Source organism: Leifsonia sp. CL147 (assembly GCF_900114565.1).
Lineage (GTDB): Bacteria > Actinomycetota > Actinomycetes > Actinomycetales > Microbacteriaceae > Leifsonia.
This window is the reverse complement of the sequence record NZ_FOTM01000003.1, coordinates 213,628-239,427: the sequence shown is the minus strand read 5'-3', so window position 1 is coordinate 239,427 and position 25,800 is coordinate 213,628. Positions and strand designations below refer to the sequence as shown.

Here is a 25,800-nt window from a genome sequence, read left to right as displayed (position 1 = left end):
ATTCGTGACGAATGTCGCGTTTCGCCGCGGGTAAGTGCACATTCGTGACGAATGTCGATTGGGGGGATCGGCGGCGTAGGCCTGCGGGATGATCTTTTGCTCGCAGGGGCGATTCGCACGCTTCGTGCAGGTTCGCTCATCCTGCCGACGCTAAACTCGGGCACAGCTTTCCCACCGATCCTTCCTGGAGAACTGTGATCCATCACGCCGGCCTCATCCCGTGGCTCGACCCGAACACGATCATCCATTCGGCGGGTCCGTGGGCGCTGCTGGTGGTCTGCGGCATCGTGTTCGCCGAGACCGGGCTGCTGATCGGCTTCCTGTTCCCCGGCGACACTCTGCTGATCATCTCCGGGCTGCTCACGCACACGTCCACGGTGTTCGGCGTCGACATCTGGTGGGTGGCCCTCGCGATCGCCTTCGCCGCCTTCCTCGGCGGAGAAGTGGGTTACCTCATCGGCCACAAGGCCGGCCCGAGGGTCTTCGAACGTAAAGAGACCGGTCTGTTCTCGATGGAGAATGTGCGCCGCACCAATCACTTCTTCGAGCGCTTCGGCGCCCTCGCGGTCATCATCGCCCGGTTCGTCCCCATCGTGCGCACGTTCGCGCCGGTCGCAGCGGGCGTCGGCCACATGAACTACCGGAAGTACTCGCTCTACAACGCTCTCGGCGCGCTGCTGTGGGGTGCCGGGATGACGTACTTCGGCTTCCTCATCGGCTACATCCCACCGGTCGCCACCTTCGTCTCGAGCTACATCGACGTCATCCTGATCGGCGCGGTCGTGGTGACGCTCGTCCCGACGCTGTACCACTACATCCAGTCCACGCGGAAGGCGAAGCGGAACGCCGCAGCCGAGGCCGCCGCAGCCGAGGCCGCTTCGACCCAGGACGAGGCGGCAGCGCCCGTCACGGACGAGCCGGCGCCCTCCCGCCCGGAGGCCTGAGCCGCCGCTCCGGCTCCCGCCGGCTCCCGCTGCGGCTCCCGCTGGCCGCCGCTCCGGCTCCCGCCGGGCTCCGCCGGCTCACCCGGCTCCGCCGCGGCGACGCGTCAGCGGTGGAACTCGTCCTCGTGGGCGGCGTGCTCCGCCGGCTCGAGCTGGAACGTGGAGTGCTCCACGTCGAAGTGCTTCGCCAGACATCCGGAGAGCTCGTCCAGGAGGGTGCCGGTCCGTCCCTCGCGGAAGACCGCGGGCTCGCACACCACGTGCGCGCTGAACACGGGCGCTCCGGAGGTGATGGCCCAGACGTGTACGTCGTGCACGGCCACGACGCCGCGCGTGCCGAGGATGTGATCCCGGATTTCGGCCACATCCGTGTCCGCGGGAGCCGCCTCGCTCAGCACGCGCACGACATCCCGGAGCAGCACGAAGGCCCGCGGCACGATCAGCGCCGCGATCAGCAGCGAGGCGATCGCGTCCGCCGGGGCGAACCCGGTGAGCAGGATCACGACGGCGGCGACGATCACCGTGGCCGAACCGACGAGATCGCCGAACACCTCCAGGTATGCTCCGCGCATGTTGATCGAATGCTCCGCCGCCGGGCGCAGCAGCAGCAACGCGCCCAGGTTCGCCACCAGGCCGATCGAGGCGACGATCAGCATGGGGATGCTGTGCACCTCGGTCTCGCCTCCGACCAGCCGGCCGATCGCGCCGATCGTCACGACGACAGCGACGACGACGAGGATCAGGCCGTTGAGGAGCGCGCCGAAGACCTCCATGCGCCGGTAGCCGAACGTCTGCCTGTCCGTCGCCGGGCGGGCGGCGACGATCGTCGCGACCAGGGCGATCAGCAGCCCGGCCAGGTCGCTGAGCATGTGGCCGGCGTCCGCGAGGAGCGAGAGGGAGCCGCTCAGCCACGCGCCGAGGACCTCGACGACGAGGACCACCGCCACGATGCCGATAGCGATCAGCAGGCGATTGCGGTTGGCCGTGCGGCCGTGGTCGTGACTCATCTCAGCTTCAACGGTAGAGAGAAGTCGGCGCCCCCGCCAGGGGTGCCTGCCAGTTGGGAATGAGTGCCGTTCTCAGCTGAGTTCCCGCAGGGCGGGAACGATCGCGGCGAGGGCCCGCGCTCGGTGGCTCTCGGCGTTCTTCGCCTCGGGCGACAGCTCCGCCGCCGTGACATCGTGGCCCACCGGCAGGAAGATCGGGTCGTAGCCGTGCCCGTTCTCACCGCGCGGCTCGCGCGCGATGGCGCCCGGCCAGATTCCCTGCACGACGGTCGGCTCGCCTCCCGGGACGATCATCGCCAGCGTGGCGGTGAAGTGCGCCCCGCGCTCCGCGTCCGGGATGTCTGCGAGCTGGTCGAGGAGCAGTCGGAGGTTCGCGGCGGCGTCGCCGTGCGAGCCCGCCCAGCGGGCGGAGAAGATCCCTGGTGCGCCGCCCATCACATCCACGCAGATCCCGGAGTCGTCGGCGAGAGCCGGGAGGCCGGTGCGCTCGGCCGCGGCACGCGCCTTGAGGAGGGCGTTCTCCTCGAAGCTGATCCCGTCCTCCACGGGCTCCGGACCGTCGTACGCGACGATCTCGAGTCCGGGGATCTCGTGTCCCAGGATCTCCTGGAACTCCCGGGCCTTGTGCGGGTTGTGGGTGGCGAGGACGACGCGGACCACGGTCACGCCTCCGCGGCGGCCACCGGCGTCAGCGTCGCCGATTGGATGCGCGCGAGGTCCGTCGTGCCGGCGAGCGCCAGATCCAGCAGGGAGTCGAGCTCCCGCCGGTCGAACGGCGCGCCCTCGGCGGTGCCCTGGACCTCGACGAACAGGCCGCGACCCGTCACGACCACGTTCATGTCGGTCTCGGCACGCACATCCTCGACGTAGGCGAGGTCGAGCATCGGCGTCCCGTCGATGATGCCGACCGAGACGGCAGAGACCGAGTCGATCAGCGGCGTGGCCTTCTGCCCGATGAAGCGGTGCTCCCGGCCCCACTCGAGCGCCTCGGCCAGGGCGACGTAGGCGCCGGTGATCGCGGCCGTGCGCGTCCCTCCGTCGGCCTGCAGCACGTCGCAGTCGAGCACGATCGTGTTCTCGCCGAGCGCCTTCATGTCGACGATGGCACGCAGGCTCCGGCCGACCAGGCGGCTGATCTCGTGCGTGCGGCCGCCGACGCGTCCCTTCACGGACTCCCGGTCCATCCGCTCGTTGGTGGAGCGCGGCAGCATGGCGTACTCGGCCGTGACCCAGCCACGGCCCTTTCCGGCCATCCAGCGCGGGACGCCGTTGGTGAAGGAGGCCGTGCACAGCACGCGGGTGTTGCCGAAGGAGATCAGCGCCGACCCTTCGGCCTGGCGGCTCCAGCCCCGCTCGATGGTGACCGGCCGCAGCTGGTCCGGGGTGCGCCCGTCGGCGCGGGTGATGTCGGTCACGGGATCTCCTGGGTAGGGGTGGGGACGGTTCAGAGGGGAAGGTCGATGACGCCGGTGTGCACCAGGTCGACGCGGGAGACCTCCGGGCCGATGAAGCGGTGCGCAAGGCGGAGGAAGTGGCCGGCGTCCGAGCCGGTGGCCTCGTAGCGGATGGCGGGAGGCAGCGGCGAGCGCCGCTCCAGCCCCTGGCCGACGAGCGTGCGGTAGACGTCCTTCGCGGTCTCGGTGTCGCTGGAGACCAGGGAGACGCCCTCGCCCATCACGTACGAGATCGCGCCCTTCAGGAACGGGTAGTGCGTGCAGCCGAGGACCAGCGTGTCGATGTCCGCGTCGCGCAGCGGCCGGAGGTACTCGGCGGTGACACGCAGCACCTCCTCGCCGCTAGTGACCCCGGACTCGACGAACTCGACGAAGCGCGGGCACGCCTGGGTGAAGAGCTGCAGCGTGGGAGCCGCGGCGAAGGCGTCCTCGTAGGCACAGGATGCGATGGTGCCCGCGGTCCCGATCACGCCGACGCGGCCGGTGCGGGTGGCGGCCACAGCGCGGCGCACGGCCGGCTGGATGACCTCGATGACGGGCACCTCGTACCGTTCGCGCGCATCCCTCAGCATGGCGGAGGAGGCGGTGTTGCAGGCGATCACCAGCAGTTTGACGCCCTGCTCGACCAGGAAGTCGAGCACCTCGAGCGAGTAGCGCCGGACGTCGGCGATCGACTTCGGCCCGTAGGGCGAGTGGGCGGTGTCGCCGACGTAGAGCAGCGACTCGTTGGGCAACTGGTCGCGGATCGCGCGGGCGACGGTGAGCCCGCCGACACCCGAGTCGAAGATCCCAATCGGCGCATCCGTCACAGCAGACCAGCCTACCCGCCGCTGCCCGGGGCCGGCGCGATCCGCCGGTGGGTAGGCTGGGCCGCGTGATCGAGAGAGCCGCCTCCTCCGCGTTCCTGACCGACCGCTACGAGCTGACGATGCTCGACGCAGCGCTCCTTGCCGGCACACACGACCGCGAGTGCGTGTTCGAGGCCTTCACCCGGCACCTCCCGGCCGGCCGGCGCTATGGGGTGCTCGCGGGCACGGGCCGGCTCCTGGAGCTCATCGAGCAGTTCCGGTTCGAGGAGGCGGAGCTGCGGTTCCTGCGCGAGAACCACGTCGTGCGGGACGAGACCATCGACTGGCTCGCCGACTACCGCTTCTCGGGGACCATCCGCGGATATCGCGAAGGGGAGCTGTTCTTCCCCGGGTCGCCGTTCCTCGTCGTCGATGCTCCCTTCGCCGAGGGGGTGCTCCTGGAGACCCTGCTGCTGAGCGTGTTCAACTACGACTCCGCAGTCGCCTCCGCAGCCGCGCGCATGGTGTCGGCGGCGGGCGGGCGTCCTCTGGCCGAGATGGGCTCCCGTCGCGCGAACGAGCGCTCCGCGGTCGCCGCAGCGCGCGCGGCCTTCATCGCCGGGTTCTCCGCCACCTCCAATCTGGAGGCGGGCCGCACCTGGGGCGTTCCGACGATGGGCACCGCGGCGCACGCGTTCACACTGCTGCACGACAGCGAAGAGGCCGCGTTCCGGGCCCAAGTGGATGCGTTCGGCCCCGGCACGACGCTGCTGGTCGACACCTTCGACGTCGAGAAGGCGATCGAGACGGCCGTCCGCGTGGCGGGTCCCGAGCTGGGGGCGGTGCGCCTGGACTCGGGCGACCTCCCGAAGCTCGTGAAGCAGGTGCGCGACCAGCTCGACTCCCTCGGCGCCACGAAGACGCGCATCACCGTCACCAACGATCTGGACGAGTTCACCATCGCGGCACTCGCCGCCTCGCCCGTCGACTCGTACGGGGTGGGGACCTCGGTCGTCACCGGCTCCGGCTACCCCGCATCGGGGATGGTCTACAAGCTCGTGGCGCATCGCCCCAACGGGACCGAAGGCGAGTGGATCTCGGTCGCGAAGAAGTCGGACGGCAAGGCCGGCGTCGGGGGGCGGAAGCATCCGGTGCGTCGTCTGGACGGGTCGGGGACGGCGGTCGCCGAGGTGGTCCACATCGTCGAGAGGGGCGAGACGCCGGATGACACGGGCCGCGACCTCCTGGTCCCCCTCATCACCGACGGGGAGGTGCACCGTGAGCACCTCGGCGCCGACGGGACGCGCCGGGCGCGTGAACACCGGGAGCTCGCGATGGGCGAACTGCCCGATGAGGCGTTCCGGCTCGGCCGGGGCGATCCGGTACTGCCCACGATCTTCGAGTGATCGCGGTCACCCGTCCGGGCGCTGACCGGCGCCCGGCGCGGGCGCGGAAGCCCTCAGTCTCCCTGCAGTCCCTCGTAGATCTCGCGGCAAGTGGGGCAGACCGGGAACCGCTGGGGGTCGCGGTTCGGCGTCCACATCTTGCCGCACAGCGCCTTCACCGGCTTGCCGGTGACCGCGGACTCGAGGATCTGCTCCTTCTTCACATAGTGCGAGAACCGCTCGTGATCGCCGGGCTCCTCGTTCTGGAGGAGCTCCTGGAGCTCGCGTTCGAGCGTGATCGCACCGCCGCCGGAGGGTTCGCCGCCCGGCTCGGAGATGCTCGCGTCGTTCATGCCTCCAGTGTAGACACGTGGCTGGGAGCGCACATTTGTGACGAATGTCGCGCTCAGCGAGTTCGGAGTGCACATTCGTGACGAATGTCGCGTTCAGCGAGGGCGGAGTGCACATTCGTGACGAATCTCGCGCTCAGCGAGCTCGGAGCGCACATTCGTGACGAATGTCGCGTTCAGCGAGCTGGGAGCGAGCATTCGTGACGAATGTCGCGTTCAGCGAGCGCGGAGTGCACATTCGTGACGAATGTCGCGCTCAGCGAGGGCGGAGTGCACATTCGTGACGAATGTCGCGCTCAGCGAGCTCGGAGTGCACATTCGTGACGAATCTCGCGGCGGGGCGGGGGGCGGGGGCGGGGGCGGAGGGCGGAGGGCGGCGGCTCCCCGCTCAGTCGTTGCGGTTGGCGAACGCCATCAGCTCCGGCCCGCGGCGGTCGAAGAGGCGACCGCCCAGCCACAGTCCGACGAACAGCGTCCCGAAGCCGATGATCACCGCGGCGACCGGAGCGATGGCGAGCCAGAACTCGTCGACGGTGATCCCGAGCACGAGGAGGACCAGCACCGGCGCGGCGAGGATCAGGATGGCGAAGAAGCTCAGAGACTGCGCCAGCGCCGCGGAGGCACCGGAGGTCTGCGGCTGCGTGAAGGCGCTGTCGCCCGGTTTGGTCGCCGGGTACGGGAAGAGCGCGGACGAGATGCTCGAGAGCCCGAGACCGATCACCAGGATGGCTCCGCTGAGGGCCGCCACGGACGGCAGGACCGCCCAGTCGCCGTACGCGATGGTCGTCGCGATCGAGCCGATCACCAACACCGGGATTCCGACCAGGACCGGCGGGAACATCCGCCCGGCCCGGTCCGCGATGCCGCGAGCGCCGGACACGAGATGCAGCCAGATGGCGGTGTTGTCGTAGGCGACATCGTTGTGGATGCTCCAGCCGAGGAACAGGCACACCAACGGCAACGGCACGAGCGCGATGTAGTGCGCTGGCAGGCCGGCGAGCGTCAGGGCGACGACGACGAAGACCGGGATCACGGGGACGGGTACCAGAGAGACCCAGTACCGGCCGTCCCTCCCCCAGTACGTCATCGACCGTGCGGCGACGGCCGCCGTTGGTCCACCCGGCAGACGGTCGAACCAGCCGAGGCCGTGGTACGCCTTGGAGCGGGCTTCCCGCTCCGGCGACGCGACGATGTGGCCGACCAGTCCGATCCAGACGAGCCAGAGGACGCCGAGGGCCGCCAGTGCGATGAGCAGCTGAAGCAGCGCCGTTCCCCATTCCCCCTGGGCGGCGGCGCCGGGTGCGGACCAGGCAGCGCCGAGCGGCGTCCACTGAAGCCACCCGGCGAACGCATCGAGCGTTCCCAGGCCGTCGCGGCCCCAGTCCACGGTCCCCAGCAGAATGATCACCGGCGCGATGACGACGAGCACGAGGATGCCGATCACGCTGCCGGCCTCGCGCGGGCGGCGCGTCGCCAGGAACGCGTGGGCGATGGCCGTCGCGACGCGCGAAGCGAGGACGCAGGTGAGCACGGCCACCGCGGCGGAGACGACGGCGAGGAGAACCGTGCCGGGATTCTGTGACCACGTGATCACCGTCGCGGCGCTGCAGACGATGAGCACGAGCGACGGCACGCCGATGAGCCCGGCTAGCAGCAGTCCGGTGGCGAGGCTCCGGTTCGGGATGCCGAACAGGGCGAACTCGCGGGGGTCCAGCGTGTCGTCGACTCCGAAGAGCAGGGGAAGCAGCGCGAACGCCGCAACGACCACCGAGCCGATGACGACGAGCACCGTGTGGGTGCCGGCGAGGTCGGAGACGACGCGGGCGGCGACGAGCGAGCCGACCACGAGGACGGTGACGGTTCCTCCGTAGAGCAGCCCGAGCACCAGGCCGAAGACCTGCCAGGGGCCGCGCCGGAAGGCGTTGCCCATGATCCGCAGCTTCAGTCCGAGAAACTGTGCAACCACTCCATGCCTTCCGCTGCCTTGCGACCGCCGGCGAGATCGACGAAGCGCTCTTCGAGCGTCTGTTCGCCCCGGACCTCGTCGATGGTTCCGGAGGCGAGCACCTGTCCGCGCACGATGATGGCGACGCTGTCGCAGACGCGCTGGATCATGTCCATTCCGTGGCTGGAGACGACGACCGTCCCGCCGGCAGCGGTGTAGCGCTGCAGGATGTCGATGATGTTCGCGGCCGAGACCGGGTCGACGGACTCGAACGGCTCGTCGAGCACGAGAACGCGCGGCGAGTGGATCATCGCTGCCGCGAGCGCGATCTTCTTCGTCATACCGGCGGAGTAGTCGGCGACCAGGCGGTCCAGAGCGTCTTCGATGCCGAACGCCGCGGCGAGGTCGGTCGTGCGGGCGCGCACCGTCTTCGCACTGAGGCCGCGCAGCGTCCCCGCGTAGCGCAGGAACTGCGCGCCCGTGAGCCGGTCGAACAGCCGGAGCTTGTCCGGCAGCACACCGACGATGTGCTTGGCGCGCACCGGCTCCGTCCACACGTCGACTCCGTGGACGACGACGCGGCCGGCGTCGGGCCGGAGCAGGCCGGTGACGATGGACAGGGTCGTGGTCTTGCCGGCGCCGTTCGGCCCGACGATGCCGTAGAACGAGCCTTCGGCGATGTCGAGCGTCACGCCGTCGACCGCCACTATGTCGCCGTACCGCTTGTGCACTCCGTGGATGGCGAGCACCGTCGGGCGGGCGGCGAGCGGCTTCGCGGGCGCCTCCACGGCGACCGCCGGTGCCTGTTGCGGCTGTGCCTGAGGGCTCGGCGCCTTGGTGCGCGCAGTCGTCCGAGGCTTCGCGGCGGTGGTCCGCGTGCGCGGCGCGCGGGTGCTCGTCCCGGCCGCGGCGGCGGCCGTCTTGGCGGGCGCGCGCTGAGCGGTGCTCCGCGGAGCGGCGCCGCGATCGGCCGTGCTCTCCGCGGCCGGCGTGTCGGCGGATTCCGCCATGTTCTCCCCCCTCTGTGAGTCCTCCACGGCTCGCTCCGCTTCCTGGGTCCGCTCGGCGGACTCGGTGCTGGGCGGACGTGCGTGGTCGAAACTCACACCCGCTAACGTACCAACACACGCCTGCGTGCGAACCCCCCGGTCCGGTGTGGTGCGGTGCGTTACGCCTCGGAATGTCCTGTGAGGAACATAACGACCCAACAACGACCGACGTCAACCCCTGCCCCCAGGCAGGGGGCACCGGTACTCTGGCTGAGGCATGAAGGCGTGTCTGCACGCGTAAGCGCGGATGAATCCTGGGTGAACCTCCTGGGATCAGGCCGGCGGCGACCGACAGGGAGCCACTGATCTGGTTCGCGTCTGACCAAGGAGATGATTGTGACGACCCAGGTAGTGATTCTCGCGGCCGGCATGGGAAGCCGGCTCGGACGGAGCCTCCCGAAGCCGCTGACCGAGCTGAGCGACGGCCGCACGATCATGCAGCAGCAGTTCGACAACATCCACGCGGCTTTCGGCAAGGACGCCCAGGTCACGATCGTCGTCGGCTACAAGCTGGAGCACATCATCGAGGCGTTCCCCGACGCCCAGTTCGTCTACAACGAGCAGTACGACCAGACGAACACCTCCAAGAGCCTCATGCGCGCCCTGCAGGCTTCCGCCCCCGGCGGGGTGCTCTGGATGAACGGCGACGTCGTCTTCGACCCGGCCGTCCTCGTCCGCGCGGCCGCCATCGTCGCCCGCGACCAGAGCTTCGTCACCGTCAACACGTCGTCGGTCGCCGATGAAGAGGTCAAGTACACGACCGGTCCCGAGGGCTACATCCACGAGCTGTCGAAGACCGTGAAGAACGGCCTCGGCGAGGCTGTCGGAATCAACTACGTCTCCGCTGCCGACAAGGCGACCCTGCTGCGCCAGCTGCAGCGAGTCGGAGACCAGGACTACTTCGAGCGCGGCGTCGAGCTCGCGATCGAACAGGACCGCATGCTCGTCGAGCCGGTCGACATCTCCGACCTGTACGCGGTCGAGGTCGACTTCCAGGAGGATCTCGAGCGCGCGAATCTTTTCGTATAGTCGAGGTCGCGTGAGTCCTCACGCAGCTTCGATCAATACGATGGGTTCCCGTGACCAGTATCCCCACTGAGGTGCGCCCTGCCCAGCGCTCGCCCTTCACGCGCTACCGGCACTCTCTCTGGTTGCTGACCAAGCGCGATCTGCGCGTCCGCTACTCCACGAGCGCCCTCGGCTACGTCTGGTCGATTCTCGACCCGCTCGTGATGAGCGGGATCTACTGGTTCGTGTTCACGGTCATCTTCAAGCGCAACGTCGGTGAGAACCCGTACATCGTGTTCCTCCTCGCCGCTCTGCTGCCGTGGATGTGGTTCAACGGCGCGGTGTCGGACAGCACCCGTGCCTATATCCGCGAGGCGAAGCTGATCCGCTCGACGATGATCCCCCGCACGATCTGGGTCAACCGGATCGTCGCCTCCAAGGGGATCGAGTTCCTGCTCTCGCTGCCGGTGCTCGCCTTCTTCGCCATCCTGAGCGGCGCGCGGCTCAATGTGGATGTGCTGCTCTTCCCTCTCGCGATCCTCATCCAGACCGTGCTGACCGTCGGCGTCGGCCTGATCGTCGGACCGCTGGTGGTGTTCTTCCGCGACCTCGAACGCGCGGTCAAGCTGGCGCTGCGGTTCCTGTTCTACGCGTCCCCGATCATCTACAGCGCCCGGGACCTGCCGGGGGGCTGCGGGGACGGGGTGGCGGCGCGGCACTGCGCCGCATACTTGACCACCCATCCCGGAGCCTCGAACGACGTGCTGTTCTCGCTGCACTTCTGGTCGGCGTTCAACCCGCTGACCGGCATCTTCAGCCTGTACCGGTCCGCGTTCTTCGGAGAGGAGCTGGACTGGTTCCTGGTGGGTGTGAGCGCCGCCATGTCCGTCCTGCTGCTCGGGATCGGGTGGGCTGTCTTCAAGCGCTTCGAGCGCGACGTGCTGAAGGAGATCTGAGTGGCCCCCGTCATCGCCGTCGACGGTCTCGGCGTCCGCTTCCGCCGCAATCGCGGAGCACGCCGTTCGTTCAAGGACCTCTTCTCCACCCGGGAGCGCCGCACCCGTCCTGACGACTTCTGGGCGCTGCGGGATGTGAGCTTCCACGTCCGTCCCGGCGAGTCGATCGGCGTCGTCGGACGCAACGGCCAGGGCAAGTCGACGTTGCTGAAGCTGGTCGCCGGCGTCCTGCTGCCGGACGAGGGATCGGTGACCGTGACCGACGGGGTCGCGCCGCTGATCGAGATCACCGGCGGCTTCGTCGACGATCTGACGGTGCGCGACAACGTCTACCTGACGGCGGGCCTGCACGGGATGTCGCGGTCGCAGATCGACGACCGGTTCGAGGAGATCATCGACTTCGCCGAGATCGGCGACTTCGTCGACACCCCCTACAAGCACCTCTCCAGCGGCATGAAGGTGCGTATCGCGTTCTCCGTGATCGCCCAGCTCGAGGAGCCGGTGCTCCTCGTGGACGAGGTGCTCGCGGTCGGCGACCGCGGCTTCCGCGAGAAGTGCTACCGGCGGATCGAGGAACTCCTCGCCGGCGGCCGGACGCTGTTCTTCGTCTCGCACAACGAGAAGGATCTCCGCCGCTTCTGCGAACGGGGACTGTACCTCGACAAGGGCGCTCTCGTGCTGGACGGCCCGATCGACGACGTGCTCGAGCTGTACAACGCTGACTACAGCAGCTGACGGATCCCCTGGTCATACTGGAATTCCGCTGTCGTGCGGAACCGTCCACAGAAAAAAATTCGGCGAGTTATCCCCGGAAGTGGTGTTCGTGCCCGGTTAAGGGCCATCGGGCGTCGGAGGGGCTGGTTAGCGTCAATCGCATGAATCGTCTCCGGTTTCTTCGCAGTCCCTCTCCGGCCCCTCGTCCCCGGCGCCTCGCCTATCCCGTTCCCTGGCGCGTCGACCGCTCGACAGCACCGCATCTCCGTCTGATCAACACCGGGCGCGAGACGCTCCGCGGGGTGACCGTGAGCGTCGCCGGCAGCTCGCGGCTGCAGGTGAGCGGCCCGACCTCCGTGCCCCCGGGTGAGAGTGTCCGGGCGAGCGTGACGGGCGCCGATCCCGCACGCGACACCGTCCTCGTCGTGCGCTGGTTCCCGCCCGACGGTCGCGAGTATCTCTGGCAGGTCAGCCTATGACCTCTGCCCTCGGGTCGCCTCGGCGGCCCGAGGGCAGGCCGAGCGAGTGCGTGGAAAGAAAGCATTTTCAGGGAGAAAGGCGTGAGGTCCGGCGATCGGGGTGCACGTGCTCTTGAGCCGGACGGTACGCACGTTCTTCACTGGAAGGACCATGAAGAACCCCGTCGCACCCGCCGCCGAGCTGCTCGGCGAGCGCATCCGCCTCGCGCGCATCCAACTCGGCCTCAGCCAGGAGGCGATCGCGAGCCTCGCCTCCATGCACGTCACCAACTACGGAAAGATCGAACGCGGAGACGCGAATCCGAGCCTCTTGACCATCCTCCGGATCGCCGTCGTCCTCGAGACCGACATCGCCACCCTCACGGCGGACATCGGCGGCGAACACCTCCCGCCAGGCAACCTCGTACTCCGCGCAGGGGAATACCTGGAGGAACGCCGACGTCGCGCGCGCCGCTCGCGGTAGCGGCGGATCGGCCTACACTCTGAGGAGATGGCCAAGAAGCAGCAACCGTTCGTCTCCGTCACGGGAGGTCCGCAGCCGGGCGGCGACACTCCCCCCGCACTGAATGCGACCCTCGATCGCTTCCTCGGCATCCAGCGGCCCGCTGTGATCGCCCACCTGCGCAGCATCCGGCGACGGCATCCCGATGCGTCCGCCGAGGAGCTCGGGCGGATCCTGGAGCGTCGGTACCTCGCCGCAGTGACCAGTGGAGGCGCCGCGGTCGGGGCGACGGCGGTCATCCCGGCGATCGGGACCGGCGTGACGCTGGCCCTGTCCGGGCTGGAGACGGCCGGCTTCCTCGAGGCGACGGCCCTCTTCGCCCAGTCGATGAGCGAACTCCACGGCATCGCCGTCGAGGATCCGGAGCGCGGGCGGGCACTCGTCCTCACCATGATGCTCGGCCGCGAAGGCTCCGATCTCGTCCGTCAGCTCGCCGGCCAGTTCGCCGGGGGCGGCGTGACCCGCACCGCGTATTGGGGCGAGCTGGTCACCTCGAGCCTGCCGTCGATGGTCGTCGGTCCCCTGGTAGACCGGCTGAAGCGGGTGTTCATCCGCCACTTCGCTGTTCGCGGCAGTGCCGGCATCCTGGCCCGTGCGATTCCGTTCGGCATCGGAGCGGTCGTCGGCGGGACCGGAAACCACATCGTCGGCCGGCGCGTCGTGCAGAACGCGCGCCTGGCGTTCGGGCCTCCTCCCGTCGTGATCCCGGAAGTCCTGACGCCCGTGGAGGGCCCCGGTGCCGTGCGCCGGCTGGGATCGGCGACGGGGAGCCAGGTCGCGCGGATCGGATCGGCGACAGGGAGCCAAGTTGCGCGCTTCGGATCCGCGACGGGTACGCGCATGGTCCGCGCGGGCAAGGCGGTGCGCGGCGCCCTGCCTCGGCGGAGCGGGCCGGGCGATGCGAGCGATGCCCGGCCCTCGCGCGAGCTGACCGCAGGGACCGCAGGGACCGCATCCACTGGTCCCGACATGCCGCACGACCCACAGCCGTAACGGCGTGTCGGGACCAGCAGTTCGTGCCAGGCGGGAACGGACAGGGCGCGCAGGGGGCGCACGGCGCAGGGCGCGGGGGCTCAGACGATCGGCGGACGCCCGGCAGCGGTCATGCGCCAGACCGTGCGCCAGCGCAGCGGACGGCGGTCGCCCGGATCGGAGCGCCATCCTTCCGCCCAGCCCGCGAACCAGGCGCGCAGCACGGCCGGCTTGCGGAACCAGCGGAGCAGCTGGATGCCCGTCCACGATCCCACGTAGAGCGGCACCAGCACCGCCGGGAGGTTGCGGCGCGCCAGCCAGACGCGGTTCCGGGCGTTGAGCCGGTAATAGTACGAGTGGCGGGTCGGCGAGACGGCCGGGTGCTCGGCGACCAGGTCTCCGGCGTACCAGACCCGCTTGCCCTGATCCCAGACCTTCCAGGCCAGGTCGATGCCCTCGTGTGCGTAGAAGAACGGGTCGGCCCAGCCTCCCGCGCGCTCGAACACGGCGCGCGGGAGCACGACCACGGCCTCCAGCACGGCGAACACGTTGCTCGAGCGGCTGGGATCGCCCTTCCGGATGCGCGGGATCCAGCGGCGCGGCGCGGCGCCGCCATCGGGCACGCGCAGCTGCGGCTGCACCATCCCGATGCTCGCGTCGCCCTGCAGCAGCGCGACGGCGTCGGCCAGGAAGCTGCGCGACGGGATGCGCGCATCGTCATCGAGGAAGAACAGCCACTCCCCCGACGCGAGCGGGACTCCGGCGTTCCGTCCGGCCGGGATGCCGAGGTTCTCGGGCAGCGCCAGCGTTCGGACGCCGTGGGGCAGGGCGGGTTCGGCGGTGGAGGGATCCCAGCCGTTGCCGACCACGACCACGTCGATGTCCACGCCCTCCTGCGCGAGCACGGACTCCAGCCCCTGCCGGAGCTCTGCCGGCCGCGTGCCCTGGGTGAGCACCACGACGGCGACGGCCGGCAGGTCAGCCACGGACCCGCCGCGATGCCATGATGGCCACGAAGTGCCCCACGAGCGACAGGATCGCCAGCGGGACGAGCGCCGAGAGCAGGATGCGGTCGGCCAGCGTCGAGCCGATGAACAGGCCGACGATCGAGAACACGAAGATCAGGATGGTCAGCTCCACCGAGTGGTAGAGGCGGTGGAACGGCACGAACCGGGCCGCGCGACGCAGAGTGGCGACGAGACCGTGCGTCGGCGAGTACTCCGCCTGAGTGTCGGCGAGCTTCGGCAGGCCGGCGCTCGCCCGCGAGACACGCACCAGGTCGTTGAGTGCCTTGTTGAGCACCATGACGAGCGCGAGCAGGGTGCCGAGGTTCGTCCAGAGCAGGTCCTGCGGCGCCTCGAACGGGAGGCCGGCGGCGCGAACGCCCAGCACGATGGCGATGAGCGTCTCGGTCGTGTAGTGGCCGACGGCATCCAGGAACACCCCGGCCGGCGAGGAGGTGCGGCGCCAGCGGGCCACTTCGCCGTCGCAGCAGTCGACGAGCATCTGCAGCTGGCCGAGGACGAGCGCCACGGCGGCCCCCGCGATCCCCGGGATGAGCAGGGATGCTGCGGTGGCCCATCCGACCAGGATCATCAGCCCGGTGACGCCGTTGGCCGAGATGGAGGTCTTCAGCAGGACCCAGGTGACGTACGGCGAGAGGGTGCGCAGGTAGAGCGACGCCGTCCAGTGCTCGGCGTTGCGGCGTCCACGCACCTCGGGAGGCTGCGCGACGGCCCTCAGCTCGGCGATCGAGGAGGGATGGGCGCCGTGGGACGCAGCTCCGGGTGCGGTCATGCCTACCTTCCGGTGTGGGCGGTGATGTTGCGGGTGAGCGAGAGGAAGCCGAGGATGAAGCCGACTCCCCAGCTGAAGTGGATGCACGGCAAGACTACGAGAAACCACAGGAACGGACGGAATCCGTCTCGGCGACCCCACAGCACGGCGGAGACCAGGACGATCACCACGTAGAGCGCCGGGGTCGCGAAGCCCCACAGCAGCCAGGGCGCTCCACCCAGGAGCGCCTGGATGATCCCGGCGAGGCCGAGCAGCGTCCCGATCGCCACGCCGAGCACCATGACCGGCGGCGCGAAGTAGCGCAGGCCGTTGGAGGCCGGGAAGCGCCGCGCGAGCTCGCCGCGCCAGATGCCGGTCGAGAAGAACTGGCGGGCCAAGCGGTAGAGGTTGGGCCGCGGGCGGTACGTCACCTTGAGCCGGGGGGTGAACCACACCGTGCCACCGGCGGTGCGCAGCCGGCGGTTGAGCTCCCAGTCCTGGCCGCGCTTGATCTCCTCGTCGAAGAGTCCGACCTCGAGGAGGCGGTCGCGACGGAACACGCCGAGGTAGACGGTCTCGGCAGGACCCGCCTCCCCGCCGACGTGGAGCTTCGTGCCACCCAGGCCGACGCGACTTCCGTAGGCACGTGCAACGGCGCGCTCGAAGTCCGTCGTGCCCTGCGCATCCATCAGGCCGCCGACATTGTCGGCGCCGGTCTCGAGCATCGTCTCGACGGCGATCCGTGCGTAGTCGGGCGGCAGGACGCTGTGCGCATCCACCCGGATGACGATCGGGTACTGCGACTCCCGGATGGCCAGGTTGAGGCCCGCCGGGGTGGAGCCGACGATGTTGTCCACGACCCGGATGCGGTCATTGAGCGCAGCGAGCTCCGACACCAGCTCGGTCGTGCCGTCGATGCTGGGACCGAGGGCGATCGTCACTTCGTGCGGCCCGGCGTAGTCCTGCGCCAGGAGGCTGTCGACAGCGGCCCGCACGTGGGTCACCTCGTTGAGCACGGGCATCACGTACGACACACCCGGGAGGGTGTTCACGGTGTCGTCCGGCATCTGATCCTTCGGTGTAGCGGGTCGGCGTCGAGCCTATCAGCCGGGCATCCACGCATTCCGGGAGCCGCCGCACGCGGGAAGGGCCGCCCCGCGGGGCGGCCCTTCCTGCTGGCGCCGGGTCACCGGCCCGGAATCACTGGCCCGGGATCACTGGGCCGGAAGCGAGCCCAGGGTGACCGTGGCGGTCTTGGTCTGGCCGCTGCGGATGTAGGTCAGGTCGACCTTCGCTCCCGCGGCCTGAGCGCGGACCTGAGCGGTCAGATCCGTGGCGTTCGTGATCGGGGTGTTGTTGAAGTTCACCACGACGTCGCCGGCCTCCAGTCCGGCGTCGGCCGCCGCGCCGCCCGCGGTCACGCTCTTGACGATCGCGCCGACCGTCGTCGCCTTGTTCTCGTTGCTCGCATCGCCGACCGAGGCGCCCAGGAGGCCGTGCGTCGCCGATCCGTTCTTGATGATCTCGTCGGAGATGCGCTTGGCGAGGTCCGACGGGATGGCGAAGCCGACTCCGATGCTGCCCGACTGCGAGCCGTCCGAGCTCGAACCGCCGGCGCTCGCGATCGCCACGTTGATGCCCACCAGCTCGCCCTTGCTGTTCAGCAGCGCGCCTCCCGAGTTCCCGGGGTTGATGGAGGCGTCGGTCTGGATCACGGGAAGCGAGATCGTGCCGGTGCTCTGCTGCTGCTGCTGTTGACCGCCCTGGCCGGGGAAGTCGAAGTTGAACGGGTTCTGGCTGCCGCCGCCGCTGTTGGAGTTGTCCTTCGGCACCGCGGAGGAGGCGATGCTGATGCTGCGGTTCAGGGCGCTGACGATGCCGTCGGTGACGGTGCCGGAGAGCCCGAGCGGAGCGCCGATGGCGACCGTGGTGCTGCCCACGTTCAGCTTGCTCGAGTCGCCCCAGGTCATCGGTGTCATGCCGGAGGCGTTGTCCAGCTTGATCACCGCCAGGTCTGTGGTGGGGTCGGTTCCGATGATCTTGGCGGTGTAGATCTTGCCGTCGTTGTCCGTGACCGAGACGCTCACGTTGGAGGACTGACCGTCGAGGGTGACGACGTGCGTGTTGGTGAGGACGTAGCCGTCGGACGTGAGGACGATGCCCGAGCCGGTGCCGCCGGAGCTCGACGCGCTGACCGAGATGGTCACGACGCTCGGGGACGCCTTCGCCGCGACAGCGGTCACGGTGCTGGCGTTGTTGGCGTCGTTGACGGTGATGTTCTGGGGCCCGGCGACGGTCTTGATCGCCGCATTGCCCGCGTCGGTGGCCGCGTAGATACCGATGCCTGCTCCGGCGCCCGCAACGCCGCCGACCAGCGCGCCGATGGCGAGGGTGGCGATGATCAGGCCGGTGTTCGTGCGCTTGGCCGGCTTACCAGTCGACGTCGTCGATGCACCGGGGTGCGCGGCGCCGGGCGCCGTGGCATAGCCCTGCTGGTGTCCGTTGGAGGCGTAGGGCTGCTGTCCGTAGCCGGCGGGCTGGCCGAAGGCACCGGTGCCGTAGTGCGGCTGCTGACCCGGCTGGCTCTGCTGCCCCGGCTGACCGGGCTGGCTCTGCTGCCCCGGCTGACCGGGCTGGCTCTGCTGCCCCGGCTGACCGGGCTGGCTCTGCTGCCCCGGCTGGCCCTGCTGTCCGTAGGGCTGCTGCTGGCCGTACTGCTGCTGACCGTACGGCTGCTGCTGGCCATAGGGCTGCGGGTGGACGGGCTGCGCCGGCTGCGTGTGCTGCGCCGGAACGGACGGCTGCGGCACCGTGGGCTGCACGGCGGTCGGCTGAGCGTCCGTCTCGACGTGGGCTGTCTCCGAACCCTCGGCACGGGGCGTCTCGGCGTTCGGCGAGACGGGAGTCTGCTCGGTCCCGGCAGCATCCACGACCGCGTCGGTGTCGTGCGCGGGCTTCGCGGGCTCCGGGGTGTTGGGGGTGTCGGTCATGGTTTGCTCCTTCCAAGCACAGACAGCTTGTGACGCGAAGCTGAGCGTTCTATTTGCCGATGCTGTGGGGCACCTTCTGCGTCTCGATGACTCTCCACAACGTATCCGATGGGTTGGATGCGAGTAAGGCCGTACCGTGGATGCATGACGATTTCAGGTGGCTGGCGGCGCGCCGCAGCGGGCGCCGGACTGCTCGGAGCCGACGGTTCGGTCCGTCCGACGATCTTCGCCGAGATGAGCGCGCTGGCGGTGCGAACGGGCGCCATCAACCTCGGCCAGGGGTTCCCCGACGAGGACGGACCGGCCGAGGTGCTCGAGGCCGCGGTCGCGGCGATCCGGGACGGCGAGAATCAGTACCCGCCCGGCACCGGCATCCCGCAGCTGCGCCAGGCGGTCGCCGAGCATCAGCGTCGCTTCTACGGTCTGGAGGTCGACCCCGACCGGGAGGTGCTGATCACGGCGGGCGCCACCGAAGCGATCGCGGCCACCCTCCTCGCGCTGCTCGAGCCGGGCGACGAGGTCGTCACCTTCGAGCCGTACTACGACGAGTACGGCGCCATCATCTCGCTCGCGGGCGGAGTCCACCGGACGGTTCCGCTCGAGCCTCCCGGGTTCCTTCCCGATCTCGACCGGCTGCGCGAGACGGTGACCGATCGCACGCGCGTCATCCTCGTCAACACACCGCACAATCCGACCGGCTCGGTGCTCGACCGGGCGACGCTGACCGCGATCGTGGAGCTCGCCGAGCGGCACGACGCGGTCATCGTCACGGACTCGGTCTACGAGCACCTGACCTTCGGGCCCGAGCACATCCCGATCGAGACCCTGGCCGGCGCCCGCGAGCGGACCGTGTCGATCTCCTCCGGCGGAAAAACCTTCAACACGACGGGATGGAAGGTCGGCTGGCTCACAGCCCCAGCCGAGCTCGTCACGGCCGTGCTCGCCGTGAAGCAGTTCTTGACCTACGTCAACGGCGCGCCGTTCCAGCCCGCCATCGCCGCCGGCCTGCGGCTCCCCGATGCCTACTTCACAGGCATCGCGCAGGCCCTCGCCCACAAGCGGGATGTGCTCTCCGACGGTCTTCGCGCAGCGGGGTTCGACGTGTTCCCGTCCGACGGCACGTACTTCGTCGTCGCGGACGCTGCGCCGCTCGGCTTCCCGGATGCGGTCGAGCTGTGCCGCAGGCTGCCCGGCCTGGCGGGCGTGGTGGCGGTGCCGCTCGGCGCGTTCAGCCGGGGCGACTACGCCGCGCGCACCGCATCCCTCGTCCGGTTCGCTTTCTGCAAGCGCATCGACGTGCTGGAGGAGGCGGCGCAGCGACTGGCGGCGCTCCCCCGCTGACGCCGGCCGGCGACTACAGAGGGGTGACGCGGTAGCGACGCAGGCGCAGCGCCGGATTCCGGTCGCGCACGGACCGCACGCGGGCGCTCGAGACTTCGGCGACCGCGACGCCCGTCGTGTCGGCGAGGCCGGCGATGGTGACGCCCATCGGGTCGACGATGGCGCTCGCGCCGACGCCGATCGCCGGCGGATGGTCGGCTGCCGCGACGTACAGCGTGTTCTCGATCGCACGGGCCGCCAGCAGAGTGGTCCAGTGGAACTCCTTCAGCGGTCCGCGCACCCACTCGGCCGGCACCGCCACGAGGTCGGCCCCTGCATCGGCGAGACGGCGCGTGACTTCCGGGAAGCGCAGGTCGTAGCAGGTCTGCAGCCCGACGACGATCCCGTCCACCTCGAACGTCTGCGGCTCGTCCAGGTCGCCCGGGACGACCCACTCGGACTCCTGCGCCCCGAACGCGTCGTAGAGATGCTGCTTACGGTACGTCGCCACCACGTCCCCGGAGGGCGCCACCGCGACCAGCGTGTTCGAGAACTTGCGCGGCGCGTCCGTCCGCTCCACCAGCCCCGCCACGGCGAACACCTGATGCTCCTGCGCCGTCGCGGCCAGCGCGGTGACGAAGTCGCCGTCGAGCGTCTCGGCGTTGCGGGCGAACGAGGGCCCGAGCGGATCGGTGAAGTACGACGAGTACTCCGGAAGGACCACCAGCCGTGCGCCCCGGGAGGCGCCGACCGCGATCAGGCCGGCCACCACATCCCGGTTGTGGATGCGGTCCTCCCCGGGAGCGAACTGCGCCACGGCGACGGCGACCGTGCGGTCGTCGATCGTCAGCTCCGCCGGCCGGTCGGTCACGGCGCCAGCTCCGCCTGCGGAAGCGCTTCGGTCACCGGCTGGGGCGTCTCCACCGGCAGGACGATGCTGATGGAGGTGCCGACGCCCTCCTCGCTGGCGATGTCGAGGCGGCCGCCGTGCGCGGTCACGATGGCCTTCGTGATCGTGAGGCCGAGCCCCACGCCCGGAACCGCATTGCGGGTCGCCGTGGAGGCGCGGAAGAAGCGCTGCGAGAGCCGGCCGAGCTCGACCGCCGGAATCCCGATCCCGGTGTCCGTCACGGCGATCACCGCTTGCGGGCCGTCGGGCCGCAAGGAAACGGTCACGGTCCCGCCGGCCGGGGTGAACTTGAGGGCGTTGGAGACGAGGTTGTCGACCGCTTGGCCCAGGCGCACGGGGTCGCCGCGCACGTCGAGACGCTGCTCGGGCACGTCGCTCACCAGGGTCACGCCGGCGTTGCGGGCGATCGGCCGCGCGGACTCGATGGAGGCGGAGACGACGCTGTCGAGCTCCACGTCCTTGATCTCGAGGGGGAAGCGGCCGGACTCCACCTGCGCGGTGAACAGCAGGTCGCCCACGAGGCGGAGGAGCCGGTGGGCGTTGCGCTCTGCGACGCTCAGGTACTGCAGCTGCTCCTCCGACAGCGGAGCGTCCTCGTCGTCGCGCATCAGCTCCAGGTAGCCGAGGATCGAGCTGAGCGGCGTGCGCAGCTCGTGCGAGATGAGCCCGACGAACTCGTCCTTCAGCCGGGCGAACTCGCGGGCCTGGGTCATGTCCGTCGCGACGAAGATGAAGCCGACGCGGTGGCCGTTCTCGTCGAGTCGTGGCGTGGCCGCGACCTGGACCGCGACCTGCTTGCCGTCGGGGCGGACGTAGGTCCAGTCGCGGACGTCGGCGGAACCGGCGCGAACCGTGTCCACCAGCGCCGAGAACTCGTCGCTGCTGGCAACGGTGGTGAACCGCGCATCCATGTCCTCGATCCGCTGCGCGAGCTCGGACGGCAGGTGGAATTCGGTCACATGGTGATGGCCGTCGAGAACCTGTTTCTCGGTGAGGCCGAGCATCTTCTCCGCGCCCGGATTCCAGACGTCGATGAGGCCGTCAAGGTCGGTGCCGATCACGGACTGCTCGGTGACGGCGTTCCAGATGCTCTGGATGAGGCGGTTGGCCGTCTTGAGCCGCGCCTCCTTCAGCACCAGCTCGTCCTGGGCCGTGACCGCCTGGGACAGGAGCGTCTCCTGCTTCTCGTTCGACTCGCGCGCCGCGGCCAGCTGGGTCCGCATCCGGTGGGCGATCTCGTTGATGACGATCGCGACGAGGCAGTAGATGACCGGAGCGAAGAAGGCGCGGACGATGTCCGCCCCCGAATTCGCGAGCCCGCTGAAGAGCAGCGGCGCCACCAGCACGATCAGGATCATGAGCACGGCGAGCAGGATGTTGGTCCGCCCCTCTTCGGACGCGATCCAGACGAACGGAAGCAGGATGAGCACCCCGAACGGCGAGGAGGATCCCCCGGTCGCGATCCGGAGCAGCCCGATCGCCAGCAGCGACAGGATCGGCACGAGCACCGCCCACTGCGGGTGGAACCGGCTCCACGGAATGACGAAGGAGAAGATCGACGCCACGACGACCACAGCGCTTCCGATGGCGAAGAGCAGCCCGCTGTCGACGGGGATCTCGTTCGGCACCAGGGCGATCAGGACGGCGATCGCGAAGCCGACGATGGTCGGCAGCTGCTTCATGAACGGCGACGGGGAATCGATGGGGATGCGGCTGAGCCACCGGTCGAGCGTCATGCGGACTCCTCCACCCGCTGCGCATCCAGCTGCAGCATCTCCCGGATGCGGGTGGACAGTGCCCGCGGGCTGAAGGGCTTCACCAGGAAGCTGTCCGCCCGTTCGGCGACCACGCCGTGGTCGGTGAGCAGCTGCACGGATGCCGACACCATCAGGATGAGCGTGGGCAGCGTTCGCTCATCGGCGCGCATCGCCTCGGCCACCTCCACACCGTTGAGCCCGGGCATCGAGATGTCCAGGACCACCAGGTCGACACCGCCGCGGCGGACGGCTTCGAGCGCTGCGTGGCCGTTGTCGACGGCGGCGACGATCTCTACACCCGCACGCTTCGCTGCGATGGTCATCAGTCCACGGATGTCGTCGTCGTCATCCGCGATCACCACGCGCCGGGTGCGGTCCGCCTGATCAGACATGCAGGAACACCACCCGGACGACGACGATCGCCGCGCAGATCAGGATCGCGATGCCGCCGAAGAGCGGCAGCCGGAACTCCCAGCGGCGGTCCCGCTCCAGCTCCTCCTCGATGCGCTCACGCAGCGCGTCCGGCGGTTCGACGGGGCTCATCGTGCCTCCTCCGTTTCTCCGGCCGCCGCACGGGCGCCGGCTTCGAGCAACGCCGGAACTCGCTCATAGCGCCCGACGTCCGCGGCGACGTGGCTGTCCGTTGAGGCAACGATACGCGCACCTGCCACCAGGAGAGCGGCGATGGCCTCAGGGCCCGGGCAGTCCCACTTCTCGTTCACCTCGACGATCGTGCCGGTCGCGGCTGCGGCCTGTGCCCAGGCGAGCAGGCGCTGGGCGCCCAGCTGGGATTCGTCGAGCCCGACCTTCGGCAGGATCGAGAACCAGTGCGCCAGCTGCGCGTGCGGAGTTCGCTCCATCGCCCGGATGCTCGCCTCGATCATCAGGTCGAGCGCGTCATCCTCGGAGAGCCCCGCCGCCAGACGTTCGCGCGTCATGGTCGGCGACCAGGGACCGTCGACCCCGGGGAACTGATGGTCGCCGATGACGACCGCATCGACACCTCCGCGACCGACCACCAAGCCCTCGGGTAGGTCGACGGAGCCCGCCGCATCCAGCAGCTTCGCCTCGACGCCGGTCAAGACAGTGAGACCGTCCGGGATGCGCTCGGCGGCCACGGCCGCGACGAACTCGGGCACCCAGGTCGTGGACGCCCGCACGTGGTCCGTCAGGCGTACCGTCTCGAGGCCCGCGGCGGACGCGGCGGCGATGTTCTCCGCCAGCGTGCTGCGGGCGTCGTCCGAGAAGGTGGAGTGGACGTGGTGGTCGCCCCGCAGGACGGAGGAGAGCCGGTCGGCTCCCGTCGCGCTCACTCCTCGAAACCCTCGGCGTGCGCCGCGTTCTCGGAGACGAGCACGTCGGCGGGGCTGAGGAAGACGTCCTCCAGGAAGCGGACGTTGGCGAGCTCGGCGAAGTCGACAGCGGAAGGGACGGGACGGCCGAGGACCAGATCCAGCAGCAGCGACGGCATGTCGACGCCCGCGGCGATCGTGAGCGGCATCGCGCCCGGGAAGCGCGGGTTGACCTCCAGCAGGGCGGGGATTCCGGCCGCGCTGTAACGCAGCTGGACGTTCGCCACGCCGGTCAGTCCGATGGCGCGCGCGACGGCGGCAGCTGTGTCCGAGAGCTCCGGCCGGCGCACGGTGCGTCCGGCGATCGAGACCCCCGAGTCGACCCGCTCGCGGGAGCGCGGGACCGCGGCGATGACCTCGCCGTCGAGGCCCGCGAGCACATCCACCGAGAACTCCTCCCCCGGGAGGTTCTCCTGGATGATGATGCTCTCGTCCGTGCCGAGCGCCTCCAGCTCGCCGCGGTCCGCGATCAGGCGCACGCCGCGCGACCCTGCGCCGCTGCGCGGCTTGATGATGACGGGGAACGTCCAGTCGGCGCCGGCGCCTTCGCGGTTCAGCAGCCGCGTCTCGGGCACGGCGGCCCGGCTGCCGACCCGCTGGACCAGGGCGAACTTGTCCAGGCACGTCACCAGCGTGTCGTGGGACGGCGCGGCCAGTTGTGTCCCGACCGCCTCCAGCTCCGTCCGGCGGGCCGCGAGCCCGGGGAGCTCGACATCGACCGTGGAGAACAGGACCTGGATGGCGTCGTCCCGGCACATCCCGATCAGCGCATCCACGAACCCGTCGGAGCGTCCCGCCGGAACGATCCGGCGACGGTCCTCGGGTACCAGATACAGCCCGCTGGCCCAGCCGTCCATGTCGGCCGCGAACACGTCGACGTCGTCGCGGGCCAGCAGGGAACGGATGACGGCGACGCCGGCGGGGCCGCCTGCGCCGGTCACCAGCACGCGGGTTCTGGAGTCGGTCATTCGGCGGTCCTGTTCTGTCGGTATGCGGCCGGGCGTGCCTCCGCCGGAAGGGCGGATGCGGGGATCGAGATGTCCGCGGTGTCCCGCATCACCTCCAGCGGCTCGCAGTTCTTGCCGCCGCCGAACCGCGACCAGTAGCGCGCGGTCGCGAGCACGAAGTCCGGCTCCAGGTACGTCCGCAGCTCGGTCTGGGACCGGAAGCAGTCGAGGAGCTGGAGCTTGCTCTCGGTGAACCCGTCGATCGGGACGAACCGGGTCGGGCGGAAGTCGATCGTGGCCGACGGGCTCTGGAAGCAGCAGACCGTGCGGACCGAGCGGGTCGCGACGTTCGTGGCGGCGTGGACGGCGCGATGGTCCTGATGCCGGTCGTGCGACGAGTGCGTGTAGACGATGTCCGGCTGCACCTCGGCGACCACGCGCTCGATGATCCCGACGGTCGGGTCGGCGGCCGAGATGTGCGTGTCCTCGAGGTCCTCCAGGAACAGCCGCGCGCCCAGGAGCTCCGCCGAGGCGAGCGATTCATGCTGACGGTTGTTGGCATCGCCGCCGCGTGCGCCTCGCGAGAGCGTGAGGATGACCACCTGGTTGCCGGCCTCGCGGTGCGCCGCGAGGATGCCGCCGACGCCGATCTCCACATCGTCCGGATGCGCACCGATCGCGAGCACGACCTGCTGCCGCTGGGCCGCGCGCTTCACGCGCCCTTCGGCGGCCAGGCGGTTCACGATCGCCACCAGCTCCGCCGAGGCCACCGGCTTGGTGAGGAACTCGTCCGCCTGCGCCCGCAGCGCCGACACCGCGTAGTCGACCGAGACATGGGCGGTCATGACGACCACCGGCATCCCGGGATACTCGGTGCGCAGCTCCGTCAGCAGCTCGAGACCGGACTTCCCCGGCATCTCGATGTCCGTGATGACGAGGTCGGGTTCGAATGCGGCGATCTCGGCGAGAGCGACCGACGGATCCGTGACCGCCAGGGCGACGGCGTCGGCCCGCTTCTCCAGGATGGTCTTCATGAAGAAGGCCACATCCGGGTCGTCCTCGACCACGACAACCCGGTACTTCGTCACGGCACTCGCCATCGCATCCCCTATCTCGGATCGACTCTAGTAGGACGTCCGGTCCAGGGCCGCGACGCGCCCGAGAGCGTGTTCGCGATTTCATGCACCTGAGGATC

27 protein-coding genes are annotated in these 25,800 nt (G+C 69.7%); 9 read left to right on the top strand and 18 right to left on the bottom strand.

Going from position 1 to position 25,800, the window contains the following annotated elements; genetic code table 11:
* The first annotated feature begins 194 nt into the window (after window positions 1-194).
* A complete protein-coding gene (locus BM287_RS04745; protein WP_244527884.1) occupies window positions 195-944 on the top strand; it encodes a DedA family protein in 750 nt (249 codons plus the stop codon).
* 104 nt (window positions 945-1,048) lie between these two features.
* On the opposite strand, the gene BM287_RS04740 is transcribed toward BM287_RS04745, so the two are convergent.
* The 4 genes from BM287_RS04740 to murI form a co-directional block, all read right to left on the bottom strand.
* Complete coding sequence (locus BM287_RS04740) at window positions 1,049-1,951, bottom strand: cation diffusion facilitator family transporter (protein ID WP_090036464.1); 903 nt, start codon at window positions 1,949-1,951, stop codon at window positions 1,049-1,051.
* 72 nt (window positions 1,952-2,023) lie between these two features.
* On the bottom strand, window positions 2,024-2,611 hold the full coding sequence (rdgB, locus tag BM287_RS04735; protein ID WP_090036524.1) for an RdgB/HAM1 family non-canonical purine NTP pyrophosphatase: 588 nt from the start codon (window positions 2,609-2,611) through the stop codon (window positions 2,024-2,026).
* Window positions 2,612-2,613: 2 nt separating this feature from the next.
* Window positions 2,614-3,366: a ribonuclease PH gene (rph, locus tag BM287_RS04730; protein ID WP_090036462.1), complete on the bottom strand. Its 753-nt coding sequence runs from the start codon at window positions 3,364-3,366 to the stop codon at window positions 2,614-2,616.
* Between the two features lie 29 nt (window positions 3,367-3,395).
* On the bottom strand, window positions 3,396-4,214 hold the full coding sequence (gene murI, locus BM287_RS04725; RefSeq protein WP_090036460.1) for a glutamate racemase: 819 nt from the start codon (window positions 4,212-4,214) through the stop codon (window positions 3,396-3,398).
* Window positions 4,215-4,279: 65 nt separating this feature from the next.
* Here murI and BM287_RS04720 point away from each other — a divergent pair, with 65 nt between their 5' ends.
* Window positions 4,280-5,599 (top strand): nicotinate phosphoribosyltransferase, encoded by a 1,320-nt coding sequence (locus tag BM287_RS04720; RefSeq protein ID WP_090036458.1) that lies wholly within the window; start codon window positions 4,280-4,282, stop codon window positions 5,597-5,599.
* A 53-nt stretch (window positions 5,600-5,652) separates the two neighbouring features.
* Here the strand turns inward: BM287_RS04720 and BM287_RS04715 are convergent, their stop codons facing one another.
* From BM287_RS04715 to BM287_RS04705, 3 genes are all read right to left on the bottom strand, one after another.
* Window positions 5,653-5,931, bottom strand: a complete 279-nt coding sequence (locus BM287_RS04715; protein ID WP_090036456.1) for a DUF3039 domain-containing protein — start codon at window positions 5,929-5,931, stop codon at window positions 5,653-5,655.
* 385 nt (window positions 5,932-6,316) lie between these two features.
* A complete protein-coding gene (locus BM287_RS04710; protein ID WP_244527882.1) occupies window positions 6,317-7,894 on the bottom strand; it encodes a hypothetical protein in 1,578 nt (525 codons plus the stop codon).
* Window positions 7,870-8,883 (bottom strand): ABC transporter ATP-binding protein, encoded by a 1,014-nt coding sequence (locus tag BM287_RS04705; protein WP_090036452.1) that lies wholly within the window; start codon window positions 8,881-8,883, stop codon window positions 7,870-7,872. The genes BM287_RS04710 and BM287_RS04705 overlap by 25 nt, the downstream gene beginning before the upstream one ends.
* Window positions 8,884-9,258: 375 nt before the next feature.
* Between BM287_RS04705 and BM287_RS04700 the strand changes: the two genes are divergently transcribed.
* The 6 genes from BM287_RS04700 to BM287_RS04675 all read left to right on the top strand — a co-directional run bounded on the left by BM287_RS04700 (window position 9,259) and on the right by BM287_RS04675 (window position 13,574).
* Window positions 9,259-9,951, top strand: a complete 693-nt coding sequence (locus BM287_RS04700; protein WP_090036450.1) for a phosphocholine cytidylyltransferase family protein — start codon at window positions 9,259-9,261, stop codon at window positions 9,949-9,951.
* A 71-nt stretch (window positions 9,952-10,022) separates the two neighbouring features.
* Complete coding sequence (locus tag BM287_RS04695; RefSeq protein ID WP_090036448.1) at window positions 10,023-10,886, top strand: ABC transporter permease; 864 nt, start codon at window positions 10,023-10,025, stop codon at window positions 10,884-10,886.
* Window positions 10,887-11,621 (top strand): ABC transporter ATP-binding protein, encoded by a 735-nt coding sequence (locus BM287_RS04690; protein ID WP_090036447.1) that lies wholly within the window; start codon window positions 10,887-10,889, stop codon window positions 11,619-11,621. It begins immediately after the preceding gene.
* A gap of 140 nt (window positions 11,622-11,761) precedes the next feature.
* A complete protein-coding gene (locus tag BM287_RS04685) occupies window positions 11,762-12,079 on the top strand; it encodes a hypothetical protein (protein ID WP_090107278.1) in 318 nt (105 codons plus the stop codon).
* Between the two features lie 151 nt (window positions 12,080-12,230).
* Window positions 12,231-12,542: a helix-turn-helix domain-containing protein gene (locus BM287_RS04680; RefSeq protein WP_090036445.1), complete on the top strand. Its 312-nt coding sequence runs from the start codon at window positions 12,231-12,233 to the stop codon at window positions 12,540-12,542.
* Window positions 12,543-12,569: 27 nt separating this feature from the next.
* The gene (locus BM287_RS04675) at window positions 12,570-13,574 is read left to right on the top strand and encodes a hypothetical protein (protein WP_244527881.1); all 1,005 of its coding nucleotides are present in this window, start codon (window positions 12,570-12,572) and stop codon (window positions 13,572-13,574) included.
* An 80-nt stretch (window positions 13,575-13,654) separates the two neighbouring features.
* Here the strand turns inward: BM287_RS04675 and BM287_RS04670 are convergent, their stop codons facing one another.
* The 4 genes from BM287_RS04670 to BM287_RS04655 all read right to left on the bottom strand — a co-directional run bounded on the left by BM287_RS04670 (window position 13,655) and on the right by BM287_RS04655 (window position 18,319).
* Window positions 13,655-14,539, bottom strand: coding sequence for a glycosyltransferase family 2 protein (locus tag BM287_RS04670; RefSeq protein ID WP_090036443.1), 885 nt, complete (start codon window positions 14,537-14,539; stop codon window positions 13,655-13,657).
* Window positions 14,532-15,350 (bottom strand): CDP-alcohol phosphatidyltransferase family protein, encoded by an 819-nt coding sequence (locus BM287_RS04665; RefSeq protein ID WP_090036441.1) that lies wholly within the window; start codon window positions 15,348-15,350, stop codon window positions 14,532-14,534. The genes BM287_RS04670 and BM287_RS04665 overlap by 8 nt, the downstream gene beginning before the upstream one ends.
* 2 nt (window positions 15,351-15,352) lie before the next feature.
* On the bottom strand, window positions 15,353-16,396 hold the full coding sequence (locus tag BM287_RS04660) for a glycosyltransferase family 2 protein (protein WP_090036439.1): 1,044 nt from the start codon (window positions 16,394-16,396) through the stop codon (window positions 15,353-15,355).
* Window positions 16,397-16,543: 147 nt separating this feature from the next.
* A complete protein-coding gene (locus BM287_RS04655; protein ID WP_090036437.1) occupies window positions 16,544-18,319 on the bottom strand; it encodes a S1C family serine protease in 1,776 nt (591 codons plus the stop codon).
* Between the two features lie 144 nt (window positions 18,320-18,463).
* Here BM287_RS04655 and BM287_RS04650 point away from each other — a divergent pair, with 144 nt between their 5' ends.
* Window positions 18,464-19,660, top strand: a complete 1,197-nt coding sequence (locus BM287_RS04650) for a pyridoxal phosphate-dependent aminotransferase (protein ID WP_090036436.1) — start codon at window positions 18,464-18,466, stop codon at window positions 19,658-19,660.
* A 13-nt stretch (window positions 19,661-19,673) separates the two neighbouring features.
* Here BM287_RS04650 and BM287_RS04645 read toward each other — a convergent pair whose 3' ends face one another.
* Genes BM287_RS04645 through BM287_RS04620 form a run of 7 tightly spaced genes read right to left on the bottom strand, consistent with a single transcriptional unit; the run spans window position 19,674 to window position 25,705 of the window.
* On the bottom strand, window positions 19,674-20,510 hold the full coding sequence (locus BM287_RS04645; protein WP_090036434.1) for a carbon-nitrogen hydrolase family protein: 837 nt from the start codon (window positions 20,508-20,510) through the stop codon (window positions 19,674-19,676).
* The gene (locus BM287_RS04640) at window positions 20,507-22,285 is read right to left on the bottom strand and encodes a sensor histidine kinase (protein ID WP_090036432.1); all 1,779 of its coding nucleotides are present in this window, start codon (window positions 22,283-22,285) and stop codon (window positions 20,507-20,509) included. The genes BM287_RS04645 and BM287_RS04640 overlap by 4 nt, the downstream gene beginning before the upstream one ends.
* A complete protein-coding gene (locus tag BM287_RS04635) occupies window positions 22,282-22,698 on the bottom strand; it encodes a response regulator (protein ID WP_090036430.1) in 417 nt (138 codons plus the stop codon). Before BM287_RS04635 ends, BM287_RS04640 begins: the two co-directional genes overlap by 4 nt.
* Complete coding sequence (locus BM287_RS17770) at window positions 22,691-22,849, bottom strand: hypothetical protein (RefSeq protein WP_170857418.1); 159 nt, start codon at window positions 22,847-22,849, stop codon at window positions 22,691-22,693. Before BM287_RS17770 ends, BM287_RS04635 begins: the two co-directional genes overlap by 8 nt.
* On the bottom strand, window positions 22,846-23,619 hold the full coding sequence (locus tag BM287_RS04630) for a PHP domain-containing protein (RefSeq protein WP_090036428.1): 774 nt from the start codon (window positions 23,617-23,619) through the stop codon (window positions 22,846-22,848). The genes BM287_RS17770 and BM287_RS04630 overlap by 4 nt, the downstream gene beginning before the upstream one ends.
* Window positions 23,616-24,626, bottom strand: a complete 1,011-nt coding sequence (locus BM287_RS04625; protein ID WP_090036426.1) for an ATP-grasp domain-containing protein — start codon at window positions 24,624-24,626, stop codon at window positions 23,616-23,618. The genes BM287_RS04630 and BM287_RS04625 overlap by 4 nt, the downstream gene beginning before the upstream one ends.
* A complete protein-coding gene (locus BM287_RS04620) occupies window positions 24,623-25,705 on the bottom strand; it encodes a response regulator (RefSeq protein ID WP_090036425.1) in 1,083 nt (360 codons plus the stop codon). Before BM287_RS04620 ends, BM287_RS04625 begins: the two co-directional genes overlap by 4 nt.
* Between the last annotated feature and the right edge of the window lie 95 nt (window positions 25,706-25,800).

Bases quoted from the DNA above. Each gene is read 5' to 3' on its own strand.
- BM287_RS04740 (WP_090036464.1), bottom strand. From the start codon at position 1,951: ATGAGTCACGACCACGGCCGCACGGCCAACCGCAATCGCCTGCTGATC.
- BM287_RS04715 (WP_090036456.1), bottom strand. From the start codon at position 5,931: ATGAACGACGCGAGCATCTCCGAGCCGGGCGGCGAACCCTCCGGCGGC.
- BM287_RS04705 (WP_090036452.1), bottom strand. From the start codon at position 8,883: ATGGCGGAATCCGCCGACACGCCGGCCGCGGAGAGCACGGCCGATCGC.
- BM287_RS04685 (WP_090107278.1), top strand. From the start codon at position 11,762: ATGAATCGTCTCCGGTTTCTTCGCAGTCCCTCTCCGGCCCCTCGTCCC.
- BM287_RS04680 (WP_090036445.1), top strand. From the start codon at position 12,231: ATGAAGAACCCCGTCGCACCCGCCGCCGAGCTGCTCGGCGAGCGCATC.
- BM287_RS04675 (WP_244527881.1), top strand. From the start codon at position 12,570: ATGGCCAAGAAGCAGCAACCGTTCGTCTCCGTCACGGGAGGTCCGCAG.
- BM287_RS04665 (WP_090036441.1), bottom strand. From the start codon at position 15,350: ATGACCGCACCCGGAGCTGCGTCCCACGGCGCCCATCCCTCCTCGATC.
- BM287_RS04660 (WP_090036439.1), bottom strand. From the start codon at position 16,396: ATGCCGGACGACACCGTGAACACCCTCCCGGGTGTGTCGTACGTGATG.
- BM287_RS04655 (WP_090036437.1), bottom strand. From the start codon at position 18,319: ATGACCGACACCCCCAACACCCCGGAGCCCGCGAAGCCCGCGCACGAC.
- BM287_RS04650 (WP_090036436.1), top strand. From the start codon at position 18,464: ATGACGATTTCAGGTGGCTGGCGGCGCGCCGCAGCGGGCGCCGGACTG.
- BM287_RS04640 (WP_090036432.1), bottom strand. From the start codon at position 22,285: ATGACGCTCGACCGGTGGCTCAGCCGCATCCCCATCGATTCCCCGTCG.
- BM287_RS04635 (WP_090036430.1), bottom strand. From the start codon at position 22,698: ATGTCTGATCAGGCGGACCGCACCCGGCGCGTGGTGATCGCGGATGAC.
- BM287_RS17770 (WP_170857418.1), bottom strand. From the start codon at position 22,849: ATGAGCCCCGTCGAACCGCCGGACGCGCTGCGTGAGCGCATCGAGGAG.
- BM287_RS04625 (WP_090036426.1), bottom strand. From the start codon at position 24,626: ATGACCGACTCCAGAACCCGCGTGCTGGTGACCGGCGCAGGCGGCCCC.
- BM287_RS04620 (WP_090036425.1), bottom strand. From the start codon at position 25,705: ATGGCGAGTGCCGTGACGAAGTACCGGGTTGTCGTGGTCGAGGACGAC.